The 19,244-nt window shown below is 70.3% G+C and carries 25 protein-coding genes; 19 read left to right on the top strand and 6 right to left on the bottom strand.

Annotated elements, in window-relative coordinates:
* Positions 1 to 27: 27 nt before the first annotated feature.
* From OHS70_RS35705 to OHS70_RS35680, 6 genes are all read left to right on the top strand, one after another.
* Positions 28 to 1,041, top strand: coding sequence for a YrhB domain-containing protein (locus OHS70_RS35705; RefSeq protein ID WP_328404548.1), 1,014 nt, complete (start codon positions 28 to 30; stop codon positions 1,039 to 1,041).
* A gap of 134 nt (positions 1,042 to 1,175) precedes the next feature.
* The gene (gene rpmG / locus OHS70_RS35700; protein WP_328404546.1) at positions 1,176 to 1,340 is read left to right on the top strand and encodes a 50S ribosomal protein L33; all 165 of its coding nucleotides are present in this window, start codon (positions 1,176 to 1,178) and stop codon (positions 1,338 to 1,340) included.
* A 45-nt stretch (positions 1,341 to 1,385) separates the two neighbouring features.
* Positions 1,386 to 1,670 carry a type B 50S ribosomal protein L31 gene (locus tag OHS70_RS35695; protein WP_328404544.1) on the top strand — a complete coding sequence of 95 codons (285 nt, stop codon included), beginning with the start codon at positions 1,386 to 1,388 and terminating at the stop codon, positions 1,668 to 1,670.
* Positions 1,671 to 1,775: 105 nt separating this feature from the next.
* On the top strand, positions 1,776 to 2,243 hold the full coding sequence (locus OHS70_RS35690; RefSeq protein ID WP_328404542.1) for a nuclear transport factor 2 family protein: 468 nt from the start codon (positions 1,776 to 1,778) through the stop codon (positions 2,241 to 2,243).
* 1,063 nt (positions 2,244 to 3,306) lie between these two features.
* The gene (locus tag OHS70_RS35685; protein ID WP_328404540.1) at positions 3,307 to 4,155 is read left to right on the top strand and encodes a GNAT family N-acetyltransferase; all 849 of its coding nucleotides are present in this window, start codon (positions 3,307 to 3,309) and stop codon (positions 4,153 to 4,155) included.
* Between the two features lie 206 nt (positions 4,156 to 4,361).
* Positions 4,362 to 4,610, top strand: a complete 249-nt coding sequence (locus OHS70_RS35680; protein WP_328404538.1) for a hypothetical protein — start codon at positions 4,362 to 4,364, stop codon at positions 4,608 to 4,610.
* Between the two features lie 174 nt (positions 4,611 to 4,784).
* Here OHS70_RS35680 and OHS70_RS35675 read toward each other — a convergent pair whose 3' ends face one another.
* The 3 genes from OHS70_RS35675 to OHS70_RS35665 form a co-directional block, all read right to left on the bottom strand.
* Positions 4,785 to 5,021, bottom strand: a complete 237-nt coding sequence (locus OHS70_RS35675) for a hypothetical protein (protein WP_328404536.1) — start codon at positions 5,019 to 5,021, stop codon at positions 4,785 to 4,787.
* Between the two features lie 180 nt (positions 5,022 to 5,201).
* Positions 5,202 to 6,563, bottom strand: a complete 1,362-nt coding sequence (locus tag OHS70_RS35670) for an NAD(P)/FAD-dependent oxidoreductase (protein ID WP_328404534.1) — start codon at positions 6,561 to 6,563, stop codon at positions 5,202 to 5,204.
* A 97-nt stretch (positions 6,564 to 6,660) separates the two neighbouring features.
* Positions 6,661 to 7,173 (bottom strand): VanZ family protein, encoded by a 513-nt coding sequence (locus OHS70_RS35665; protein WP_328404532.1) that lies wholly within the window; start codon positions 7,171 to 7,173, stop codon positions 6,661 to 6,663.
* Positions 7,174 to 7,376: 203 nt separating this feature from the next.
* On the opposite strand from OHS70_RS35665, the gene OHS70_RS35660 reads away from it, so the two are divergent.
* The 12 genes from OHS70_RS35660 (at position 7,377) to OHS70_RS35600 (ending at position 15,826) form a co-directional block, all read left to right on the top strand.
* On the top strand, positions 7,377 to 7,889 hold the full coding sequence (locus OHS70_RS35660) for a GNAT family N-acetyltransferase (protein ID WP_328404530.1): 513 nt from the start codon (positions 7,377 to 7,379) through the stop codon (positions 7,887 to 7,889).
* An 87-nt stretch (positions 7,890 to 7,976) separates the two neighbouring features.
* On the top strand, positions 7,977 to 8,420 hold the full coding sequence (locus OHS70_RS35655; protein WP_328406131.1) for a flavin reductase family protein: 444 nt from the start codon (positions 7,977 to 7,979) through the stop codon (positions 8,418 to 8,420).
* A 480-nt stretch (positions 8,421 to 8,900) separates the two neighbouring features.
* Complete coding sequence (locus OHS70_RS35650) at positions 8,901 to 9,386, top strand: VOC family protein (RefSeq protein WP_328404528.1); 486 nt, start codon at positions 8,901 to 8,903, stop codon at positions 9,384 to 9,386.
* 98 nt (positions 9,387 to 9,484) lie between these two features.
* Positions 9,485 to 9,760, top strand: coding sequence for a hypothetical protein (locus OHS70_RS35645; protein ID WP_328404526.1), 276 nt, complete (start codon positions 9,485 to 9,487; stop codon positions 9,758 to 9,760).
* A gap of 105 nt (positions 9,761 to 9,865) precedes the next feature.
* Positions 9,866 to 11,281 carry an MFS transporter gene (locus tag OHS70_RS35640; protein WP_328404524.1) on the top strand — a complete coding sequence of 472 codons (1,416 nt, stop codon included), beginning with the start codon at positions 9,866 to 9,868 and terminating at the stop codon, positions 11,279 to 11,281.
* A 31-nt stretch (positions 11,282 to 11,312) separates the two neighbouring features.
* Positions 11,313 to 11,804: a metallophosphoesterase family protein gene (locus OHS70_RS35635; RefSeq protein ID WP_328404522.1), complete on the top strand. Its 492-nt coding sequence runs from the start codon at positions 11,313 to 11,315 to the stop codon at positions 11,802 to 11,804.
* A 126-nt stretch (positions 11,805 to 11,930) separates the two neighbouring features.
* Positions 11,931 to 12,647, top strand: a complete 717-nt coding sequence (locus OHS70_RS35630) for a hypothetical protein (protein WP_328404520.1) — start codon at positions 11,931 to 11,933, stop codon at positions 12,645 to 12,647.
* Between the two features lie 152 nt (positions 12,648 to 12,799).
* Positions 12,800 to 13,345, top strand: a complete 546-nt coding sequence (locus OHS70_RS35625; RefSeq protein WP_328404518.1) for a tellurite resistance TerB family protein — start codon at positions 12,800 to 12,802, stop codon at positions 13,343 to 13,345.
* A gap of 204 nt (positions 13,346 to 13,549) precedes the next feature.
* Positions 13,550 to 13,900, top strand: coding sequence for a PRC-barrel domain containing protein (locus OHS70_RS35620; RefSeq protein ID WP_328404516.1), 351 nt, complete (start codon positions 13,550 to 13,552; stop codon positions 13,898 to 13,900).
* 741 nt (positions 13,901 to 14,641) lie between these two features.
* On the top strand, positions 14,642 to 14,893 hold the full coding sequence (locus OHS70_RS35610; RefSeq protein ID WP_328404514.1) for a DUF6400 family protein: 252 nt from the start codon (positions 14,642 to 14,644) through the stop codon (positions 14,891 to 14,893).
* Positions 14,877 to 15,104, top strand: a complete 228-nt coding sequence (locus OHS70_RS35605) for a hypothetical protein (protein WP_328404512.1) — start codon at positions 14,877 to 14,879, stop codon at positions 15,102 to 15,104. The genes OHS70_RS35610 and OHS70_RS35605 overlap by 17 nt, the downstream gene beginning before the upstream one ends.
* Positions 15,105 to 15,202: 98 nt before the next feature.
* Positions 15,203 to 15,826, top strand: a complete 624-nt coding sequence (locus OHS70_RS35600; RefSeq protein WP_328404510.1) for a histidine phosphatase family protein — start codon at positions 15,203 to 15,205, stop codon at positions 15,824 to 15,826.
* Positions 15,827 to 15,856: 30 nt separating this feature from the next.
* On the opposite strand, the gene OHS70_RS35595 is transcribed toward OHS70_RS35600, so the two are convergent.
* The gene (locus OHS70_RS35595) at positions 15,857 to 16,579 is read right to left on the bottom strand and encodes a YoaK family protein (protein ID WP_328404508.1); all 723 of its coding nucleotides are present in this window, start codon (positions 16,577 to 16,579) and stop codon (positions 15,857 to 15,859) included.
* 172 nt (positions 16,580 to 16,751) lie between these two features.
* Between OHS70_RS35595 and OHS70_RS35590 the strand changes: the two genes are divergently transcribed.
* Complete coding sequence (locus tag OHS70_RS35590) at positions 16,752 to 16,988, top strand: hypothetical protein (RefSeq protein ID WP_328404506.1); 237 nt, start codon at positions 16,752 to 16,754, stop codon at positions 16,986 to 16,988.
* A 51-nt stretch (positions 16,989 to 17,039) separates the two neighbouring features.
* Here the strand turns inward: OHS70_RS35590 and OHS70_RS35585 are convergent, their stop codons facing one another.
* Complete coding sequence (locus OHS70_RS35585) at positions 17,040 to 18,590, bottom strand: glycerol-3-phosphate dehydrogenase/oxidase (protein ID WP_328404504.1); 1,551 nt, start codon at positions 18,588 to 18,590, stop codon at positions 17,040 to 17,042.
* On the bottom strand, positions 18,587 to 19,186 hold the full coding sequence (locus OHS70_RS35580) for a TetR/AcrR family transcriptional regulator (protein WP_328404502.1): 600 nt from the start codon (positions 19,184 to 19,186) through the stop codon (positions 18,587 to 18,589). The genes OHS70_RS35585 and OHS70_RS35580 overlap by 4 nt, the downstream gene beginning before the upstream one ends.
* Between the last annotated feature and the right edge of the window lie 58 nt (positions 19,187 to 19,244).

The following is a 19,244-nucleotide window of genomic DNA, read 5'->3' as shown; positions in this document are numbered from 1 at the left end:
CCGGGCACGAGGGGCCATGCTGCGGACATGATCGAGCGTGAGTTGGCGGTGGGTCTGGTCAAGACGCAATTGGAGCGCGAGTACCGTACCGAACTGGCCTTGTACGGCACATCGGTTCACACCGTGGTGGCCGGAGTGACGCAGCACGAGCTCGGCTGGATCATCGGCCACCAGTCCGCCGAGTACCTCCGTACGGGGAACGGGAGCCACGCGCTGGCCGGGAACGGCCCCTACCTCGTGGACGGCAACGACGGCAGCCTGCACCGGATCGCCGCCGTGGACCTGGTCACCGGGGCATGGGAGGACGACCACCGCGTCCGTTACAGGGGTGAAGACCTGCCACAGCCGCTGGACGACCTCGTGGCCGAGCTGCTGCAGACGGCCGCCACGCGAGGCAGAGTGCACGCTGTGCGCCTGCTGCGGCAGCGCGTGCCCGCCTTCACCGTCGCCGAGGCCCAGTCCTGCGTGACCGCGCTGGAGGCCCGAGATGCGTTTCCCTCGGAACTGGCCGTCCGTGCCGCGGAGGCGCTTCCGCAACCGCCCCGACGGCCCGTTCCTCTCGGCGTCGAGGCGGTCACAGGGCCCAACCCTCCGACGGGCGAACTCCCGGCCCCGGTCCTGGCCCCTTCGGCCCCGCACCGCCGACGGCAGGGCGCCGAACGCTGCCAGGGCAATCTCCTGGGCGACTTCCGCGAGCTGCGGGGCAGGGGTGAGCAGGCCCCGAGCATCCATGACGCGGCCGGGACCTCACCGCGCCCCGGCGAGAGCGAGCTGGCCGCCTATCTGCGTGCAGGCGCCGTGCTCGCCGCCTCCCCCTCGCTGGTCCATGACGAGCTGCGCGGGGACGGCACAGTCATCTGCGGCCTGTCCGTACAGACCGACGGTACGTGGTTCTGGTACTCCGACCTCGCCTACTACGTCGAGACGTACCACCTGGCACTCGACGACCGCTTCCTGGCGCATGCGGCGAGTCTCGGCTGGCGGCCTTCCCGTCTGAGCGACGAGGAGCTGCTCGCGCTGAAGGGCAGGATGACGCCCTGAGCGCCGGCGGCCCGCCATTCCCGCGGCCCGAGGGAATGGGAATGCGGGGCACGTTGTTGCACCAGCCGACACTGGCATGGACAAATCACATGCCACCCCGATTTCGGGGGCGATGTCAGGTGAAGGGAGAAAATATGCCCCGCAGTGGCGCTCGCCCTGTGGTCACGCTGCGTTCATCGGCCGGCACCGGCCGCACGTACGTGACGCGCAAGAACCGCCTCAACGATTCCGACCGCCTCGCGCTCCGCAAGTTCGACCCCGCCGCCGGGCGGCACGTCCTGTTCCGCGAGGAGCGCTGACGCGCCGCGCGAGACGGTCCGCCACCTTCCAGGAGGGAAGCATCCATGAAGCCCCGCATCCACCCCGCATCCCGCCTCGTGGTCTTCCGCGACCGTGCCGCGGACGTGGCGTTCCTGACCCGTTCGACGGCGGATTCCGCCGAAACGATCACATGGGAGGACGGGAGCACCTACCCACTGATCGACGTCGAGACCTCGTCGGCGAGCCACCCCGTATACACCGGCACCGCCCGCGTGCTGGACACGGCCGGCCGAGTGGAGCGCTTCGAACGCCGCTACGGCACCCGCGCCACTGCGCACGGCCGGACACACGGGACGCATGGCCTGTGACCCGGTAGAACTCCCCGGACAGTTGCACGAGAACGCACGTTCTCCTACCGTTGCCCCGGGCGAGAAAGAACGTTCTCGCCCGGGGCTGCCTTCTGGGGGAGAGTCATGTCCGTACGTCCCCCCGTTCCGCCGTTCACGCGGGAGACCGCGATCGAGAAGGTCCGCCTCGCCGAGGACGGCTGGAATTCGCGCGACCCGGAGAAGGTGGCTCTCGCCTACAGCAAGGACTCGCGCTGGCGCAACCGGGCGGAGTTCATCACCGGACGCCAGGAAATCGTTCGGTTCCTGTGCCGGAAGTGGAAGCGGGAGCTGGACTACCGGCTCATCAAGGAGCTGTGGGCGTTCGGCGGTAGCCGCATCGCCGTGCGATTCGCCTACGAGTGGCACGACGACTCCGGCCAGTGGTACCGCTCGTACGGCAACGAGAACTGGGATTTCGGCGAGGACGGGCTGATGCGGGTACGCCACGCCTGCATCAACGACATGCCGATCGCGGAGTCCGACCGCGCCTTCCACTGGCCGCTCGGCCGGCGCCCCGATGACCACCCAGGTCTGAGCGGCTTCGGGTTCTGAACCCGCGTCAGACACCGTGCAGCAGCACGCACACCGCAATCAGTGGCTCGGCGCAGATGACTCCCCCCTCCGGATAGGACGACTGTGCGACCGGCTCTGTCGTCGGCGGCGGGCTGCCGACGGGCTCCGGCGGCACGGTGTCGGTCGGCGCCGGGTCGGTCGGCGCCGGGTCGGTCGGGGTCGGATCCGTCGGGGTCGGATCCGTCGGCACAGGCGGGGTGGAGGTCGTCCCGGGGTCCGGCCCGTCGCCAACAGGGGGTGACGGGCTCGCGACCGGGGCGGGCGTCGAGGAGCGGCCCGGGAGGGGGGTCACCGGCGCAGGATTCCGGGAGACAGGCTCCGGTGCCACGGGCGTCGGGCTGCCGGCCGCCGCGCTCCCGGACGCCGAGGGCGACGGACGCGCGGCTCCGGCGAGGTCGAGCGGAGGGCTCGCGACAGGGGCGGCACGCCGTGGTGCGTCCGTTTCCACCTGGCCTCCCGGGTCGGGCCGCATCTCGACGCGGTCGGCCCGGTCCTCGTCCGACCGGCCGAGTCCCGGCAGCCAAGGCGCCCGGGAATCGCCGCCGACCAGCACACCTACCGGCATGAGGGCGCAACACGCACTGGCAAGGATCAGAATCCAGCCGAACCGCCGGAACTTCCTGCCCCGACGTCCGCTGGCATCGACGAAGACCGGCCTGCGCTGCTCGTTCCCGCGCCCACGCGCCCTTCCGGCGCGGCTGTGTCGACGACTCATGTCCGGCACCCCCTTCTCGCGGGGCCCGGAGCACATTTCGTACGGCCGCCCCACGTTGCACAGCCCTACCTCAGTACGGGCCGCTGCGATGGGATCACTCAACTGGGGCAGGAATCTAGCCCATAATGGTGCACTTCACCCATCAGGCGCGCTTGTTGCCCATTTCATCGTGAAGCACAAGCGCCCCACCGGAATGAGCTGTTGAGAGCCGACTGGCTTGTCCTGATCGGCGCGATGCACCACAGCTGCTAGAAACGCCTCGTCACGGACCGAACGTGCAGCACACCTGCGAGACCTGCGGTCGTGCTCGGCGAAGGGCGGCAGGCCATGGCTGAATTCGAGATCCGGAACGCGAGTGCCCGCGACATCGCCCTGATGCGCGACTGGGCCGAGGAGGAGGGGTGGAATCCGGGCGACTCGGACCGCCATGCATTCGCTGTCGCCGATCCGGCAGGCTTTCTGATCGGACGCCGCAGCGGTGAGCCACTGGGGTGCATCTCGGCGGTCCGGTACGGAGCCGGTTCCGGTTTCATCGGCTTCTACATCACCAGGCCCTCGGTGCGCGGACAGGGCTACGGGATCCAGCTGTGGCGCGCGGGCATGGCCCGCCTGGACGGCCGGGTCGTGGGACTCGACGGCGTCGTCGACCAGCAGGACAACTACCGCAGGTCGGGGTTCGGCCACGCCTGGAACAACATCCGCTTCGAGGGAGCACCGGGCGATGGCGCCGCACGGCCGGAGGGTTTCACTCTCGTCGATGCCGGCACGATCCCTTTCGGACAACTGACCGCCTACGACAGGCGCTTCTTCCCCGAGACACGTGGCGGCTTCCTCGCCGCATGGACGAGCCTGCCCGGCCGCACGGCCGTCGCCGCCCTGCACGAGGGCGAGTTGCGCGGACTCGGCGTCATCCGCCCTTGCAGCGGGGCCTCCCGCATCGGCCCTCTGTACGCCGACGCATCGGACGTGGCGGCCGCCCTGATCCACTCACTCGCGGCGAGCGCGCCCGGTACGGCCGTGGCCGTCGACGTCCCTGACCACAACAAGGCCGCTACGGACCTCATGCAGGAACTGGGGTTCGTGCCCACCTTCGAGACCGCGCGGATGTACACCGGCCCGGTTCCCGAGATCGACCGGCAGGGCTTGTTCGGCATCACCAGTCTCGAACTCGGCTGACGCCCCGCGCCGGCGTGCCCGGTGCCGATCCTCTCGGCCCCGTCCGTCGGACGTGGACCCGGAGACCATCGGTCCCCGGTGCCACACCCCCGCCACCGCACGCGGGCACTGAACTCGCGAAACGTGTCGTCGGCCGGGGAACGGGTACTCGCGACGTCGCCCGCAACCGCCCGAGCACCCGGCAGCGACCCGAGGAGGAGAGGACAGTGACCGGAGAGTACCGGCCGGAAGGCTTCGAAGAGACCGATGATCCACTGCCCCGGGACATGCCCGACCAGGAGGCCGACGAGCAGGAGGCGGAGGAGGACGCACACCTTCCCGGAGAGGCACCGGAAGACGGTGAGGAGGGGAACGATGTGCCGGATCTCGATGAGGCCGGGGCCGGCCCGCGCGGAGCGATGCCGTCGCAGGACACGCCCTCCGACCAGCCCGTCCCCGACGAGCCCACCGGCTGACTGACTGACGCGTTCCCGGACGCGCGCTGTCGTGGCCGGGTGATCGGTCCCGTAGCTGTCGAAGGAGGTGCCGTTCGCGCGGGCCAGGAGACGGCGCATCAGATCCTGGTGGCCCGGGGGGCCGTCACGGAACGTGTGACGTCCATGTGCGGGCCTCGATCGGCAGGGAGCGCCTCAAGCCCATTTGTACTTGCCTCCGCCCACCCATCGCACCTGTGCCGGATCGTCGAGATCGACATGCTTCAGGCCCGCTTTGTATGCCAGCTCGATCAGGTCCGGAAGGTCGTGAACGGTCCCGGCCACGTTCCCGTTGATCTCGACCAGACGGAACGGTGGTTCGCCAGGTGTGACGGGGAGGACGACGATCTGCGCCACTGCCCCGGCCTGCGGTTGAGCGTCAGCAGTCGACATCGTAGGCCGCTCCTGTCCGTGCTCGGGCGTCATGCGGGCGCCGGCCGCTACGGCAGCATCGGGTGCTGCTTCCACGGTAACGCCGGGTCGGGCGGGGAGCGCGTCGGTCGCCCTGGAGCACGTGATGCGGCCAGGAGCGGGGTGGCACGGGGCGTCCTGGGCCCGTGCCACCGGCGGCGGTCAGGTGCGCGCCCGCAGAGAGGCCACGTGCTCGCGGACTTGCTCAGGGGTCAGATAGAGGTCGGTGAATTCGGCGTCGCGCAGGGTGACGCGCTTCTGCTCCTGCAGGCCCGTACGCACGAAGTCGTCGCCGGCAACGGCGTTGAGCATCCAGTTGGTCAGTACCCGGGTCTTGGCGACGTTGGTCCTCAGCGCCGACCAGTGGTAGGCGCGGGCCACCGCCTGCGCCGGCAGGCCCCGCAGTTCGATGCCGAGCGGCTTGGACACGGCGTCCCGTCCACCGAGGTCGACCACCAGGCCGAGGTCCTTGTGCACATAGGGCTGCAGCGGCTGATGGCGCATCGAGGCGATGATGTTGTCGGCGGCCTTGGGCCCCTGCCGCATGGCATGCTGCGCGGTCGGCGGGCAGAGTGCGTCGCCGCCCTTGGCCAGATCCGGCACTGCCGCGGCGTCCCCGATGGCGAAGACGCCCTCGGCGCCCGGCACGGCCATCTCGGCCCCTACCACGAGCCGGCCATGCACCGTTTCGGCGTCGAGGGTGCCGATCAGCGGGCTCGCGACGACACCCGCCGTCCAGATGAGGGTGCGGCTGGGCAGAACCCGGCCGTCGGTGAGCGTCACCTTGTCGTCATCCGCTTCGGCGACCGATACCCCGAGGGAGACCTCGATCCCGCGCCTGCGCAGGATGTCCACAGCAACGTGTCCGAGCCGGTCGCCCAGTTCGGGCATCAGCTTGGGAGCCAGGTCGATCAGATGCCATGAGATCCGCTCGGGGTTCAGGCGCGGATACCGCTTCCCGGCGTGCTGGGTGAGGCGCTGCAGGCAGGCCGCGGTCTCGGTCCCGGCATACCCGCCACCGACCACCACGAACTGGAGCCTGGCCGTCCGTTCCGCCTCGTCGTGGCTGGCGTCCGCCAGATCGAGCTGAGCGATCACATGGTCACGGATGTAGGCAGCCTCGGCCAGCGTCTTCATCCCGCGCCCGTGCTCGATCAGCCCGGGAATGTCGAAGGTCCGGGTGACGCTGCCAGGGGCGAGGACGAGGTAGTCGTACCTCGCGTCGACCAGTTCACCCGTGATCTTGCGGATCACGCACACCTTCGCCTTGGTGTCCACGCCGATCGCGCCACCCGGAATGATCCGGGTGCGGTGCTTTCGGCTCCGGCGAAGGGACACGGCGACGGACTGCGGCGTGAGCACTCCCGAAGCCACCTGGGGCAGCAGCGGCAGGTAGAGCTGATAGGAGGAGGGCGTGACGAGCACGATCTCCGCATCGGTGGCGGACAGCTTCCTCTCGAGCCGACGTACGCACTCGACCCCGGCAAAGCCGGCTCCCACCACCAGAATCCTCGGTCGCGCCATGATGTCCTTCCCTTCTCCACGACGGCAGTCCGGCATCGGCTGCCCCGCCTCAGGGGATGTGCACACACCGCCGTTGCGCTGGTGCGGCAGAATTCGGTCACTTTTCGCGTGACCCGCGGGTGGGCTCGGTCCTCGTCCCGTTCCCCGTCCAGCGGTGCCACCAGTGATGCCGGCGCGGGTGCACGGCACGGCCGAGCCGGCGGCCCAGCAGGAGGTATCCGAGGAGGGCGCCCGTCGTGTTCAGGATGACATCATCGACATCGAATGCACGACCGGTCACAAGAGCGCCCTGAACCAGCTCGACCAGCGTCATCACCAAAGCCGTCGCCACCACCACCCGCAGCAGGCCCCGTGCCCGCGGTACGAGCACCGGCAGAAGCAGACCGAACGGAACCCCCAGGACCAGATTTCCGCCCAGCTGCTTGACGGTGTCACGCAGCGCGGGCTGTGTGAGGTAGTCACGGATGGAGTCGCCCGGCCGGAGATTACTGTGAGTCAACGGCTCGGAGGCCGCGGAGGGCTCCAGTGTCAGGCGCGCGAGCACCACGCTGAAGGCGGCGGTGGCCGCGAGCGCGAGCAGCATGGCGAGGCCTCTCAGCAACGGTGTCATGGGCCCGTCCCGCGTGCTCGTCCGCGATGTGTCGTGCTGTGCCGCCGTGCCGTGGGCTCCGGTCCCCATGTGTCTCCCCTTCAAGTCCTCTCATGTGCCATGCGGTTACCCGGAGTGCGCGGCCACAAGCCTGCGCCTGGTCCGAGACCCGGGCGGGCCGGCGGTGCGACGGACCGGCACGGGCCGATGACATGATCGCGCCCATGACGTCCGCGTACGCTGCGCCGTACTGGCCCGCCACACTTGCCACGACTCGCCTGGAACTGCGTCCGGTTGTGTCCTCCGACGTGCCGGCGATCGCTCGCCTGTGGACGGATGCGGAGGTGCGCCGGTATCTCGGCGGCCCCGTCGCCGAGGACGTGGTGCGCCTGCGCGGGCAGAGGTGCGTCGGGGCCACCGGCGTCTTCAGCGTGGTACGACGCGAGGACGACTGCCTCCTCGGACTGGTGCTGGTGGAGCCGGACGCACGTGACGGCCGCACCGGAGTGTCGTATCAGTTTCTGCCGGAACACCGGGGCCGCGGCTACGCCCGCGAGGCCGTGGCCGCCGCCGTCAGCTGGGCGTCGGCCGAGGTGAAGTCCAAGGTCCCCGGCGTGGCGGCGGTCACCCAGGAGGCCAACGAGCGCTCCCGGCAGCTCCTCGATGCTCTCGGAGGCGTCCTGGTCGGCAGGTTCGAGGAATGGGGCGCGCCGCAGGTGATGTACCGATTCACGTGACGGCGGGGCGGGGCCGGGCCGAGGACGGCGCCGGGTACGGTCCCCTTCGTGGAGCTCGACCCGTTCACCGATCTGCTCGACTGTCCGATGTACGTCGTGACCGCCGCAGCGGCAGGCGAGCGGGCAGGGTGCCTGGTGGGGTTCGCCTCGCAGTGCTCGATCCACCCGCCCCGCTTCGTCGTGTGGCTGTCCACGGCGAACCGCACGTACCGCGTGGCGCGGAACGCCTCGCATCTGGGCGTGCACCTGCTGCGCCGGCAGGATCGTTCCCTGGCCGAGCTGTTCGGCGGCGAAACCGGTGATCGTACGGACAAGTTCGCACGCGTCCCCTGGCATCCGGAGCACGCCGGCACACCGGTGCTCGACGGCGCCTGCGCCTGGTTCGTCGGGCGGGTGGAGGACCGCCTCGAAGGAGGCGACCACGTGGGATTCCTCCTGGCACCCGTGGCCGAGGCCCGGGCCGTGGCGGGCGAACCCACGCTGCTCAGCCTCGCGGACGTCGTCGATCTCACTCCGGGGCACCCGGCCTGACCCGCCGAGGAGGCCGATCCGGCCGAACGTCTCGGACCGGCTGGTGCCATGAGGGATCGCTCCGGTCACGGCACGACGGGGTGACCGCTCACGACGGAGACCTGCTTCACCCCGCCGACCCTTCGCCGCACTCGCTCACCACCTTCCCTGCCGGGCACGTCCCATTGGCCCGTCCCCGAAAGGCACTTCATGTCATGGCCCGAGCGCATGGTCGTACGCGACGGGGTACAGCTCGCGTGCCGCGCCTGGGGCGGCGCCTGGCAGCCCGTCGGCCTGCTGCACGGTCCGGCCGGCCACGCGGGCGAATGGGACACGGTCGCCCGGGGGTCAGGGACACGACCTGTATCTGGAGCAGCCCGACACTCTGCTCCGGGGTTCTCGAGGACGATGCCGGTTCTTGACCTCAACCAAACTTGAGCTTTTACGGTCCTTTCAGTGCCGCCGGGACCGGCCCGCGGCACCGCTTCAAGGAGGTCCGTCATGGCCGAGATCACCATGGACACCGTGGTCCCCGACCGCTACCGCTACGCGGTGATCCCGCACATCATGGTCGACGACGCAGCAGCGGCGATCGACTTCTACCGGCGGGCGTTCGGCGCACATGAGGAGTTCCGGATCGACGCTCCGGGCGGCGGAATCCTGCACGCCGAGATCAGGATCGGCCTCTCGGCCCTCATGCTGGGCGACGCGAGCGTGGAGGCGACGGAGGCCGCCGCCTTCGCCGCGCCTGCCTCGCTCGGCGGCGGCACCACCGTCACCCTGCATGTCTTCGTGCCGGACGTCGACGCACTGGCCGAGGGCGCGCAGGCCGCGGGCGCCGAGATCCTCCAGCCGCCGACGGACATGTTCCACGGCGACCGGACCGTCATCCTCAAGGATCCTTCGGGCCACATGTGGGTCTTCCTGACCCACCTGGAGGACGTGCCGGAGGAGGAGCTGCGGCGCCGGCTCACGGCCTCCGTGTGAATGCGGGAAGCGACAGCAGGCGGCGGCGAGGGGTGATCCGTTCCTCCACGTGCGGAGCGGCTCCCCCGTCGGGCCTGCCGGGTACCTAGAGTGCCGCCATGGACCTGGACGATGATCTTCATGGGCTGGGCCGGGACGAACTGCTCGCCGAGGTGCGGCGCTTGCGAGCCGGTATCCGCGCGCACCGTGACAGTACGGGACACGACCTGTGCTGGCACCAACCCCAGCTGTGGGGTCTGCTGCCGGAACGCGTGGAACCGGACGTGGCCGTACCCCCGTGGCCGCGGTTCCTGCGCGGCTGCGTCCTCTACCGGGAATCCCTGGAGAGCCAGCTCCCGAACGCACCCGTCCACGACCGGGAGTACGGCGCGTAGGCGTGCACAGTGTTGCCCGCTTCCCGCCACGGACGCCCGGGACCACGCTCGCAGGATGCGTCCGGCGATGCCACGATGGAGCCACGCGCCGGAAAGCGAGCGTCCATGGGAGATACCGCCACCGCAGGGACGAGGTCGCGGCTGTTCTCCGGCCGGGACCGGGCCGTGATTGCCGCGGCCTCCCTGTCCATGCTCCTTGTGCAGATGGACTGGTTCGCCCTGAACCTCATGCTGCCGGTCATCGCCCGCGACTTCGACACCCCCACGACGGATCTGCAATGGCTGGTCAGCGGATACATGCTGACGCTGGGCGCGTTGATGATCACAGGCGGGCGGGCCGCCGACGTGCACGGCAGACGGCGGATCATCGTGATCGGCCTGAGCGGATTCGCCGTCCTCTCGATTGTGTGCAGCGCCGCACAGAACGAGGTGTGGCTCGTCGTCGGGCGCGTGGTCCAAGGCGCGACCGCGGCGCTCATCTTCCCGGTCGCGGTGGCCGTGGTCACCGCGTACTTCCGTGATGACCGGCAGGGCCGGGCGGTCGCCACGGTGCTCGCCTTCAGTGCGATCGGCACCGCTCTGGGTCCCTTCGTCGGAGGCGCGTTCGCGGAGTACGTCAGCTGGCGCGCGGTCTTCCTGCTCAACGTTCCGTTCTGTGCGGTCGCGGCCTGCCTCATGTTGCGGTACGTCGGCGAGACCAGGGACGAGAAGGCCGGCCACAGCCTGGACATCAAGGGAGCGTGCGCCGTGGCCGGCGGACTCGCCGCCCTCATGCTCGCCGTCGACCAGGGCAGCCAGTGGGGATGGGGTGCACCGGCCACCCTCCTATGTCTGATCGGGGGTGCGGTCCTGCTGGTCGTTTTCGTCGTCATGGAGCAGCGGACCGCCGAGCCGCTGCTGGATCTGTCGCTGCTGCGGAACGGCCCCTTCGTCACCGTCACCCTCGCCGGGTCACTGTCCAATGTCGTGTACTGCCTCGTGGCCGTACTGTCCGCGCTCTACCTGCAACAGGCGCGCGGTCTGCCGCCGCTCGAGTCCGGCCTCGTCTTCCTCTCCCTGTCCGCCGGAGCGGGAGCCGCCAGTTACTGGTCGGGGCGGCTGGCGCAGCACTGGCGCCCGGAGTCGCTGATGGCCGCCGGAATGCTGTTGAGCGGTCTCAGCCTGCTCGGCCTCACCTGGGTCACCTCACTGGCCCTCTACGCCGCGGTCTTCGCCCTCGTGGGCGTCGGCCTCGGGCTCGGCTGGGCGCTCACCAATGTCGCCACACAGTCCTACGTACCCGCCTCCCGGCTCGCCGCCGCGTCGGGGCTGGTGCTCACTTCGCTGGTGCTGTTCGGCGCCGTGGCGGTGGCCGTGGCGTCCACCGTCCTGGAGGCGGTCAGCGGATCCGCGTCCCGTGCGGCCTCCGACGGGCCCGCGATCGAGGGTGTGCTGAGGGTCGCTGCCGCGCTCGCTCTCGTGGGCGCGGCGGCCTTGGCGGCGGTAGCCCGTAAGTACGCTCCTGGCAGGGTTGCGCCGTGATGCCACGGTCCCCTCACCCGGAGTGGAGAGCATGCACCTGCTGCTGACCTCGGACACCCACCTGCCCAAGCGGGCACGTGAGCTGCCGGCCGAGCTGCTGGAGGGGATCGAGTCGGCCGATGTGGTGTTCCATGCCGGCGACTGGGTCGATGTCCGCACGCTCCACCTGCTGCAGACGCGCGCGTCCCGGCTGGTCGCGGTGTACGGCAACAACGACGGTCCCGAACTGCGTGCCCGGCTGCCCGAGGTGGCCCGGGCAGAGCTGGGCGGCGTTCGCTTCGGAGCCGTCCACGAGACCGGGCCTGCCCAGGGCCGTGAACGCCGTTGCGCCGAGCGCTTCCCCGACCTGGACGTTCTGGTGTTCGGACACAGTCACATCCCCTGGGACACGACCGCAGCCGGGGGTCTGCGGCTGCTCAATCCCGGCTCACCGACCGACCGCAGGCGGCAGCCGCACTGCACGTACATGACCGCGGAGGTGACCGACGGGCGGCTGGGCGAGGTCCGTCTGCATCGCCTGTGACCCGCACGGGGCGCGTCGTGGGACAGTACCGCCCGTGATCCGCAACCGTGGTGGGAAATGGCGCGTCTTCGACCCTGTTGGCCGCGCGCGCGGCCTGGTGATGCGACCAAATGGGGGGAACCTGCGGTGAACAGATCCAGAGGGTGGACGAGACGCGGAGCATGGCTGATCGCCTCCGCCGTGCTGGCGTCGGCTGCAGTGGGGTGCAAGGACACAGGAGACGCCGGGGAGAGCGCGGGATCGAAGCCACCCGAGCCGGCGGCTTCTGCGAAGACGCCTGACGGTGACAAGGGCAAGGGCGACGGAAAAGAATCGGCCAAGCCGTCGCAGGACGCATCGAAGAAGCCGGGCGGCAGCGGCTCGACCGGTGCACTCACCTGCGATCAGCTACGGAACGCCGAGTTGCAGAACTCCTCGCTGCGGTTGCCCGACGCCCCCGAAGGGACCATCGCCCTCACGGACGGACGGTGGGAAGGCGACGGCGTGGTGATCGAACTGCAGCCGCAGTGCGGCATCGGGGACATGACCGGGGATCCGGCAGCGGACGCCGTGGGGGCCATCAAGGTGACGACAGGGGGAACAGGCAAGTTCTACGGCCTGGTCACCTGGCGCAACGACGCCGGGACGCCGGTTCCGGCGGCCGCGGCCTCACTCGGCGACCGCACTCCGGTTGTTTCGGTCGGCATCTCCTCGGAGCCCCCGAAGCAGGCGACCGTCGTCTACCTCACCCGCGGTGACTCCGATCCCGCGGCCGTGGTGACGCTCAGGCGGACCGCCGTCTACCAAGTGACGGGGCCTGCCATGGTCGAACTCCACCACAGCGATGCCCCGTACACCCCGTGACATCGAGCGCGACCGCTCGCCATGGGTCAGGGCGAACGGGTGACGCGGCGACGAGCCGGAACTTCTTGCCGGGGAACGAGCGTTGCCACGATGACGCGCGGCAACGCGCTGACGACGTCGGAACGAACCGAAGAGAAGCCGAGGTGGCACCGGTGGCGATGTGGGATCGGATCAAGGACCAGGCCAAGATTCTGCAGCAGGCCCAGGGGGTGCGGGGCTCGAGCGGTCACGGATCCGGATCGGGCTCTGGGGGCGGGCCGAAGGCCCTTCTGGTGAAGGCGCTGAAGTCGCAGCTCACTTCAGTGAAGGCCGAGCTGAAGAGCGGCGCCTACCGGGATGCCAGCATGGCGATGTGTGCCCTGGTGGCCGCCGCCGACGGGCATGTCGACCCGGCCGAGAGGCAGCATGTCGAATCGCTGATTCTGGGCAATGACGTCCTGCAGAACTTCCCCCCGGACCAGTTGCGTCAGCGGTTCAACAAGCACGTCGACCTGCTCGCGGGCAACTTCCAGCAGGGGAAGGCCGAGGCGATGCAGGACATCGCGAAGGCGGCGAAGAAGCAGACCGAGGCCAGGGCCGTGATCCAGACCGGCCTTGTCGTCGCCGGGGCGGACGGCTTCGTCGCGCCGGCCGAGGAGCAGGTCATCCGGGAAGCGTGTTCGGCACTGGGTCTGTCTCCTGCGGAGTTCAGCCTCTGAGGGCACGCACCGTCTGTCGTGACCTTCCCGGGCGTCAAGCCGGGAAGGTCACGCCGCGAGGGTGCCGTCCGCGCGCACCGATGCTCCGGCCGGGTGACGTCACCGGCTCGCACCCGCTCCCCGGTGTCCCTCTTTCGCGCGTCGGCATAACGTGAAAAGCCTCCGCGGAGGCAAGCCGTGTCCGCTTCCCATGAGAGGCGTCCGATGAGCGAGAACATCTGGAACTACCCGTCCGCGAGTGGCCACGCCGCCGGCATCGAGCTGGCCGGCTTCAAGGTCGAGGCGCTGGACGGGAGCATCGGCAGGGTCGACAAGCATTCCGATGACGTCGGGTCCGCATACCTTGTCGTCGACATCGGCATCTGGATCTTCGGTAAGCATGTGCTGCTGCCCGCGGGCACCGTCACCCGCATCGACACGGCAGGCGAAACCATCTTCGTCAGCCGCACCAAAGACCAGATCAAGGCGGCGCCGGAGTTCGACAAGGAACAGTACGTCGGAAACCCGGAGTTTCACGAGCAGATCGGCATGTATTACGGCAGCCATCGCGCCTGACGACAGCGGACCGCCGGACTGCGCCCGGCTACGGGCCGCTGTCGCAGGTGCGCAGCCGGACGAGTGGCCGGTGGCGGCGAGAGCGGCCGAGCGCCTCGCAGTGACCCGCAGCACCGCGTTGGCCTGCTGCACGTCGGCCGATATACGGGGAATCGTGCTCGCCACGCCGGGCACCGATACCGAGGAGGCCGGACGCCCCTCGCCCAGCAGGCCCGCGGCCAGTGCGACGGGCACCATGCCGTCGCCGAACACTGCCACCGCCCGGGCCACGAGGAACAGCCGGAAGTTGCCGTTCCACAGCCCCGGCCGCTCCGCCGCCACGCCGTCCAGGCGGGCCGGATCGGTCAACTCAGTGGCAGGGGCAGGGGCAGGGGCAGGGGCGTGCCCGCCCGTCGCACATTCATCCGTCACGTAGGCGAGATCTATCAGCCAAAAGGTCTGGACCACCAGCCGTTTACCGACGCCCGCCGACGCTCCCACGCCTCGTCCCCCCGGAGCCGGAACGAGGCGCAGGCGAATGATGTGCGTCACATCCGTACGCAACCATTCGCCAGCGACAAATCAACCAATAGGCCGGATAAGCCTGTCACCCGTGCCGCGATTGGTCCGCCTTGCTCCATTTTCGATGGAAGGGCCAGGACTCCCGACAAACGGAGGGGATGATTCCAGGGCGCTTTCCGGCACCGGTGGACCTCTGGTAGACGTGGCTGAGCCCTGCCCGCACCAGCCGGAAGTCTCGCCATGGACCAGGACCGCGCAGCCGACCACATAGCCTTCACGATCGACCTCACCTTCGAGGAGGCCCGGCGACGGGCCGAGGTCGTGACCGCGCTCGGACCGGACTGGGACCCGGCTGCCGCCCTCCGCTCCGAGGACGAGGCCTACGCGCTGCTGTACTCGGGCCTCGACGCCGAACAGCAGCGCACGTACGACATGCTCGTGGCCGCCGGTGTCCTGCCGGGAGGGGAGCCGGGCCGTGCGGCTGCCCATTGATCCGCAGGCGGACCACGCCCGCCGCGCCTGGGTCCCCTGCCCCGGCTGCGACGACGCACGTGACTGCGCCCCCTGCGCCGACGGGCGCAACTGCCGTGACCACTGGCGCTTCCTGATCTCCAACAAGGGCACCCGGGTCCATCTCCAGTGCCCCAGCTGCACCCACATGTGGACCCTCGAGACCCGCCGTGGCGGCCGTCCGCCAGGGTGAGGCGGTCGGAACACGTCGTGGAACCGCGGGGCCGCTGTCAGCGTCCGTCCGGGCAAGAGCAAGATCACGGACGCCGAGCTGAACAGGGGATTCCGCACATGCCCGGTGCTGCTGCCCGCTACCTCTATCTCGCACGGCACGGCGAGGCCTCGCCGGACGAGAGCGAGCTGACGGAGAACGGACGCCGCCAGGCCGTGCTGCTGGGCGAGCGGCTTCGGCGCAGCCCGATCACGGCGATACACCACGGTCCCCTCCCGCGGGCGTGGCAGACGGCCCAGCTGATCCGCGCCCAGCTCGGTGATGTGTCCCTGCAGCCGTCGGAGCCGGCCGGGGACTACATCCCCTACCTTCCGCAGCGCGACGAACTGCCGGCGGAATCGGCCGACGCCATGCTCGGCCGTCTGGCCCAGTTCCCGGCCGAGGAGCGTGAGAATGGTCCGCAGTGGGCGCGGGCGGCTCTCGCACGGTTCACCGGACCCGTCGAGGGCGACGAGCCCCTGCATGAGCTGATCGTCACGCACGCCTTCCTCGTCGCCTGGCTGGTGCGGGACGCCCTCGACGCTCCGAAGTGGCGGTGGATGGGCCTGAACTGCGCCAACGCCGCACTGACGGTCATCCGGTACGCGCCGGGCCGGCCCTCGTCGGTGATGTTCTTCAACGATATGAGCCACCTTCCCGAGGATCTTTGCTGGACCGGTTTCCCGCCGGAGCTCCAGATCTGAGGCACCGGCCGTCGAGCGGCACGCGCCGGCTCATTCCTGCGCCGGGGGATCCTCACCCCGCGTCGGGTTCGGCTGCCGGACATACACGACGGTCGTGGCCAGGAGGACAGCGGCGGCCAGGAACAGCAGCGCGGACACCGACCAGCCCAGGTGAATGAGGTACGCACCGATCAGACCCCCGACGAACATCGCGAGGATCGAGGCGGAACGGCGCTTCGCCGCTCCGGCACGGTGGCCGATGGCCGGGTCGTGTCCGAACGGGGAGCTGCTCAGCAGCGCGGTCGTGGTCGAGGTGGTGACCAGCGTCGTGCTCAGGGCGGGGACGTGCGCGCGCGTCGTGGTGACGTTTCGCATGCCCATGGCGACCGCGAGCACCGCAGTCACCAGGACCTGCCGGGCGGACGTGGTGCTCGGCGACAGCACGAGTCCCCATGCCGTGAGACCGGCGGCCGAGATGAGCAGGCCCTCGACCGCGAGGGCGAGGACGAGCCACCGGTGTGTACGGGCCTCGAGCCGCGGCTCCATCCTGGCGCCGATCACGGTGCCGACGGCGAAGGAGCCGAGCGAGACGGCCGGAACCATGGTCGACAGGCCGCCCTCCCCCGCCGCGCCGAAAGCGAGAAACAGGACGTTGCCCGTCTGCATGGCCGTGAAGACGGGCCCCAGTTGCAGGAAACAGGCCGCTTCCACCACTCCGGTGGACAGCGTCAGGACGATCAGCAGCGGTGTGAGGGCCCGGGGGCTCGGATCCACGTCCCCTCCTCACAGCCGGCGCGACTGCCCCCGAGTGTGACCGCACGCCTGCGGCCGACGCGGGATTGGGCCGATCGCGGGCACTGGCACCCCGCCCGACGAGCCGCTTCGCTGGTCCGTTCGCGCGAACGCCCGAACTGTCGCACACGTTCGCGCCGAAGGCTCCGTAACCGTGGGATCTGCACACAGCGGTCACCCACACCTAGGACCCCGTACGTTCCGTCGGCTGGCCGTCGTCCTGTCCGGCCTCCTGGTGGCCGGACTTCTCACCACAAGGTCCGCAGCCGCGGACCGTGCCGATGAGCCCCGTGAGCTCACGTCCAGGGAGCAGGCCGGCCTGGAGTTCGCCGGTGATGTGCTCCGGGGGCTCTTCGGCCGCGGGGCCGCCTTGAGCAACTGGCCGTACTGACAAGGGCGGCGGCCCCTCGGGAACAGGTGTCGCCGGGGTCCGGCCCGCTCGTCAGCGGGCCAGGGCCTCCCCGGCCGCGGCGTGGGCCGCCTCGCGATCGTGCGGGACCAGGCCGATACGGGTGCGGCGGTCGAGGACGTCGGACTCGTCGAGCGCGCCCTCGTGCCGTACCGCCCACACGAGTTCGGCTCCGGTGACCGGATGCCCGGGTACCACGGGGCGGGCCAGGGACGGGTCGGCGAGGCCGAGTGCGTGGACGGCGGGGGCCTCCGTGCCGTAGCGGCGGACCAGCCGCCGGGGCGCGTCGATGCCCGCGAGCGTGGCGGGAGGGGCGGCGCCGATCAGGGGCAGGGAGGCCGTACGGCACGGGCCCGCTGCCAGGCCGACGGCCGCCACCGCCGCGTCGAGCGCGTCCTGGGCCATGCGCCGGTAGGTGGTGAGCTTGCCGCCGACCACCGTGACGACTCCGTCGGGCGCGGTCAGCACCGCGTGCTTGCGGGAGATGTCGGCGGTACGGCCCGAGGCGCCCGCGTCCAGCAGCGGCCGCAGCCCGGCGAAGGCTCCCACGACGTCGTCCCGGGTCACACCGATGTCGAGGGCGGAGCCGAGTACATCGAGCAGGAAACCGATGTCGGTCTCGGGCACTTCGGGTACGTCCGGGATGTCGCCGTCGACGGGTTCGTCGGTGAGCCCCACGTAGACGCGGCCGTCGCCCTGGGGCAGCACGAGCACGAAACGGCTGCTCTCGCCGGGGATCGGGATGTGCATGCCGGCGGTGAGACTGCCGAGGTCCTCTGAACGCAGGACGAGATGCGTGCCGCGCGAGGGGCGCAGCCGGATGTCGTCGACCAGGCCGCCGGCCCAGACACCTGCGGCGTTGATGACCGTACGGGCCCGGATCAGCAGTTCCTCGCCGGTGAGTTCGTCGCGGACGCGGGCACCGGAACCGCTGAGGTAGAGGGCGCGGGTGCGCGTGAGGACACGGGCGCCATGGGCGGCCGCGGTGCGGGCGATCGCGGTCACCAGGCGTGCGTCGTCGGTGAGTTGGCCGTCCCAGGACAGCAGTCCGCCGCGCAGGCCGGTCGGCCGGAGAGCGGGTGCCATGTGGCGGGTCTCCACCGAGGAGAGGGTGCGCGGGGCGGGCAGGGTGGCGCGTGAGGTGCGGGCGGAGACGCGCAGCAGGTCGCCGGCGCGGAATCCGGCCCAGGCCAGTGCGGCCTGGCCGCGGGAGACCAGCGGGGTCAGCGGCAGGACGAACGGCTGGGCGCGCACCAGGTGCGGGGCGGTGCGTTCCATGAGGACACCGCGCTCGACGGCGCTTTCGTGGGCGACGTCGATCTGGCCGGTGGCGAGATAGCGAAGTCCGCCGTGGATGAGCTTGGAGCTCCAGCGGGAGGTGCCGAACGCGAGGTCGTGGGCATCGATCGCGGCGACGCTCAGTCCGCGGGAGGCTGCGTCCAGGGCGGCGCCCGCACCGGTCGCGCCGAGGCCGACGACCAGGACGTCGACCTCGGTGCCGTCGGCGAGTTCGGCGAGTTCGCGGGCGCGGCGTGCCGCGTTCAGCGACGAGGCATGGGCGGGGCTGTTGCTCGGTCGGCTCATGGGGTGAGGGTCCTCTCCAGAAGGGTGCGCAGTTCGCCGAGGAAGGCCGAGTCGGAGAGCTCGGGGTCGGTCCCGTCGGTCATGGTGCGCAGCGAGAGCGTGAAGGACTGCACGACGAGCAGCAGCGATCGCGCCTGGCGGTCGAGGTGGGCCGCGCGTACGGATCCGTCGGCGTGGCCCTCCTTCAGCGCGCCGGCGATGAGCCCGAGCAGCGCGTCCTGGCTGGCGCCGCGGCGGTCGAGCACATAGGGCAGCAGGAGCTCGGGGTCCACGTCGAGGATCTTGTGGAAGAGCGGGTGCGCGCGGAAGGCCGCGACTCCGGCGACCAGTCCGTCGACCAGCCGGACGCGGGTGGGGGCGTCGGGCTCGCTCGCGGGCATGGCCGACACGGCAAGGCCGATCCACTCCCTGGTCATCACGTCGCCGACCAGGGTCCTGACGTCCGGCCAGCGGCGGTAGAGCGTCATGCGCGACACCCCGGCGCGGCGGGCCACGTCGGTCAGGGTCGTGCGGCGTACGCCGACGGCGAGGACGCAGTCGCGTGCCGCGTCGAGGACAGCATCCGTGTCCGAGGTGTTGTGACGAATGGGCGTCATCTGTCACAGTGTAATGCCAGAGCGGGCCGTGTGGCACGGCGCCTTGCGAAATCGACGG

The organism is Streptomyces sp. NBC_00390, assembly GCF_036057275.1.
In the GTDB taxonomy this organism is placed as follows: Bacteria; Actinomycetota; Actinomycetes; order Streptomycetales; family Streptomycetaceae; genus Streptomyces.
Note: the sequence above shows the minus strand (reverse complement) of the source record. Positions and strands in the feature narration are given on the sequence as shown.